The organism is Oleiphilus sp. HI0123 (assembly GCF_001635315.1).
In genome coordinates, this window is the sequence record NZ_LWGE01000919.1 from 1 (window position 1) to 287 (window position 287).

The window sequence follows — 287 nt, forward strand, 5'->3', positions numbered from 1 at the left end:
TATTTCTCATTCGACTGCGACAACTACTACGAGGCAAAGCTCTCGTTTAATTTTTTTTCAGCAAGCGCTTACTTATTATGTAACTTGAATAAGGGGTTGGTATTGGCTATAACGGCTGCCACATCACCTTTATCTGAATTATCAATTTTCGCCGCAGACAGTTCTGCTCTGCTTTCACAAACCGTGAAACCTTCAGCAAGTATGCAATCTCGCTCTTCAGCAACGTCTTCACTCGAAATTGAGTTGCTACCCTTAATTAGCCTCTTTGATATAGGCGTGTACTTTCC

At 41.5% G+C, this 287-nt stretch carries 1 protein-coding gene; it reads right to left on the reverse strand.

Going from position 1 to position 287, the window contains the following annotated elements; all coding sequences use genetic code 11:
* Window positions 1-68: 68 nt before the first annotated feature.
* Window positions 69-287, reverse strand: a 219-nt coding sequence (locus A3761_RS27425) for a hypothetical protein (protein WP_197472963.1), incomplete at its 5' end; no start/stop codon positions are given.